Source organism: Micromonospora sp. CNB394 (assembly GCF_000374985.1).
GTDB lineage: Bacteria > Actinomycetota > Actinomycetes > Mycobacteriales > Micromonosporaceae > Micromonospora > Micromonospora marina.
Genome location: NZ_KB895898.1, coordinates 1 through 2,930 on the forward strand (window position 1 = coordinate 1; position 2,930 = coordinate 2,930).

Annotated in this window: 3 protein-coding genes, 1 tRNA gene and 1 pseudogene; 4 read left to right on the forward strand and 1 reads right to left on the reverse strand. The window is 67.2% G+C overall.

Annotated features, from left to right (window positions below):
• Positions 1–14 precede the first annotated feature (14 nt).
• On the reverse strand, positions 15–770 hold the full coding sequence (locus tag C569_RS31630) for an IS5 family transposase (protein WP_081636084.1): 756 nt from the start codon (positions 768–770) through the stop codon (positions 15–17).
• A 10-nt stretch (positions 771–780) separates the two neighbouring features.
• Between C569_RS31630 and C569_RS33950 the strand changes: the two genes are divergently transcribed.
• The 4 genes and pseudogenes from C569_RS33950 to C569_RS33525 all read left to right on the forward strand — a co-directional run.
• On the forward strand, positions 781–1,689 hold the full coding sequence (locus C569_RS33950) for a restriction endonuclease fold toxin (protein ID WP_196806826.1): 909 nt from the start codon (positions 781–783) through the stop codon (positions 1,687–1,689).
• A gap of 1 nt (position 1,690) precedes the next feature.
• Positions 1,691–2,089 (forward strand): Imm7 family immunity protein, encoded by a 399-nt coding sequence (locus C569_RS0129400; RefSeq protein WP_018789269.1) that lies wholly within the window; start codon positions 1,691–1,693, stop codon positions 2,087–2,089.
• A 559-nt stretch (positions 2,090–2,648) separates the two neighbouring features.
• A tRNA-Arg gene (locus C569_RS0129405) sits at positions 2,649–2,721 on the forward strand.
• 60 nt (positions 2,722–2,781) lie between these two features.
• Positions 2,782–2,865: pseudogene (locus C569_RS33525) on the forward strand (IS5/IS1182 family transposase); the annotation flags it as partial.
• Positions 2,866–2,930: the final 65 nt, after the last annotated feature.

Genomic DNA, 2,930 nt, shown 5'->3' on the forward strand with positions numbered 1-2,930 from the left:
CTTTCGGATCCAGGTCAGCCAGCCGACCCAGGAACCTCCCTTCGAGTCCCTCCCAGCTGAACTGGGGATACAACAGAGCGCCTCGCGGCGCACTTGGTGCGCTCGACGTGCCAGCGGCGGGTGGCTTGGATCGGGGTTTTGACGCCTTTGCGGGCGATCTTGCCGGTCAGGCCGCGGGTGTGCAGGAGGGTGCGGGTGGCGGCGGAGTCGTAGCCGGCGTCCAGGTGCACGGTGATGTCCTCGGGTAGTGGGCCGAGGTCGTCGAGTCGGTCGAGGGTGGGCTTGAGCAGTGGGGAGTCGTGGCGGTTGGCGCCGGCCAGGACACGTCCGAGGGGGATGCCGTGGGCTTCGACCATCAGGGAGCGTTTCATGCCCTGTTTGCCGCGGTCGACGGGGGAGCGTCCGGCGACCTCGCCGCCGCCGGGGGCTTTGGTGATGCAGCCGTCGACGGCGAGGTCGTTGAGGAGCAGCCCGACGATGCGGTCGTAGGCGTCCAGGACGATCTTCTTGAGCTGGGCGAACACGCCGAGGTGGATCCACTCGTCGCGGCGGTTGCGGATCGTGGTGGCCGAGCAGGTGGGGTCGGCGATGCCCTGGTAGGAGCAGCCGAACCGTAGGACTTGCAGGAGCTTGTCGAACACGATCCGGTCAGCGACGCGTCGCCGGTGGCAGCCCAGCGGATGAGTCGGATCGACGGCGGGTCGGGCAGGCAACAGCGCGGCGAACTGGTCCCACAGGGGATCGCTCAGCCATGATGGGACAGCGGGCACAGGCGTTCCGATGGTCACTGGGTGTAGGAACCTTCATGATCACGGAAGCCTGTGCCCGACTCGTACCCGCCCCGCGCCCACTGACCTATATGCGCGGCCTCTTACCGATCCGACGGGGCAGTGCGCGATCGTCTGTACAGCGATCATCGGTGGCATCGTCGGTGGGGCCGTGGGTGGCGTGGACTGCTGGATCAGCGGCGACGACCGCAACACCTGCATCAAGAAGGTGGTCGTCGGCGCGGCGGCCGGTGCCCTCACCGGTGCCACGATGGGCGTGGCCGGAGGCGCGGGCACCGGCCTGTACGGCGGACTGGCCGCCGGTTCCCAGTCGGGCGTGCGCCAGGTCGCCACCTCCGCGGTCGTCGGCGGCTCGGGCAGCGCGCTCTACGGCTCCGGGGTGGCGGCCTGGACGGGCCAGCCGTACAGCTACGGCGACGCCGGGCACGACTTCCTCTGGGGAGCGGCGTTCGGCGGCGTGGGCGGATACCCGGGTAGTCGAGCGGGCGGGCTGCTCAACGGTGCCCAATGCCCTGGAATAACGAGTGGCGGCTTCCCGAAGCGCGCCTACGTCGGGCGGACGCCGACCGAGCTGATTGACGTCAACGTGAATGATCCCGCGGCGATCGCGCTCGCGGCCCGAATTGGCGGGCGTCCGTCGGTGAAGTTCGACCCTCGTGGCCGGGAGTTCGACGCGGTGAGCCACCGCTACGTGGCGCAGTCCAAGCCGGCGAACTACAAAATGGGTTCGGACTTCCGAAACCAGGCCAAGGCGACGTTCGAGAAGGCCATCGAGACCGGACGAGTGCCATACTTCCACTTCGAGGGGCCACCCGCGGGTGGAGTAATCAGGAAGCTGCACGAATACGGTGTCCGATACGGCATCGAGCCCGTCATCGACACCAGACCGCTCGGAGGGTGACGTGTACGAGTTCCACGGATGGTTCCGCCTCGCACAGACCACCGAGGAGTCAGACACCGGCCAACTCAACGCCATCATCGATGAGCTGAACGTGATGATAGCCGGGTTGGACTTCCCGACGAATGTCTCGGCGGAGGTGACGGTACTCAACGGGGAGTACCACCTGCTTCTGCACGGAGTGGCGAACCGACGTCGGGACGAGGCGGCGGGGATGCGCCAGGTGCTCGAGTTCGTGGCACGACGGCTACCGGGCTCCTATGGCCTCCTCTACGAAAAGGACGAGGAGATGCCTGTTCCTCCCGGACCGAACGCGTTCCTGGTCCACGTCATGGCCCGGGGTGGCATCACCGAACGCCTCGACCCGTTCCTGTCACCGCTGCATCCCGTCGTGGAGGACTGATTCCTACGGATCTGTCCCTCAGGTGCCAGGCCCGTGGCCGCATCAAACCATCATCAAGGGCTTGACCTACTGCCAGTCGGTCAAGCCCTTGATGTGCGCCGTGCGGCCGGTAGTCAGCAACGCCCTCGAAGGCCCTTCAAGCCCTTGCCGTGCAGACGGCAGTCGCGGCGGCGGAGCCGGTTCACAGCCGCCGTTCGGCTACAAACTCGCCAGGAGCGCTCCGCGTCGGGCATGGCACCGTCGTCCGACCACAAGATCGATACTCCAGGTTCTCGCACATCTTGTCCGAGGTGCCGGACGGCGACGGCGGCATGCTCGGGGCTGCCGTGCCTGCAGGGCCGGGAGTGGGGATGGCTGTGTGTGTTCTCCAGCGGATGCCAACCCGGGTGAACCGGTGCCAACGCGGGCCACCATGGCCGACCGCCGGTCGCAAACCCGGGTTTGTGTGCTCCGGGGGTGGTCCTGGGCTGGGCGAACGGGGGTACGGGTGACGTGGGTGACCGTGGGCCACTCCCTGCCACCCCAGGTGAACCCCCAGGTCGCTAGACTAGGCCCTCGCGCCCTCGTAGCTCAGGGGATAGAGCATCGGTTTCCTAAACCGTGTGTCGCAGGTTCGAATCCTGCCGGGGGCACCTCGAAGATCAGCCAAAGCACTGTCTGGCTGCGGATACGCTTGCCCATCGATCGGCCACGAGATCGGCTTCGACGCCGAGATCGCGCGCAAGGGAGTACCCGCCCCGGTCCACGTCGGCAAGCGGTGGGTGGTCGAGCGCACGAAGTGCGCCGCGAGGCGCTCTGTTGTATCCCCAGTTCAGCTGGGAGGGACTCGAAGGGAGGTTCC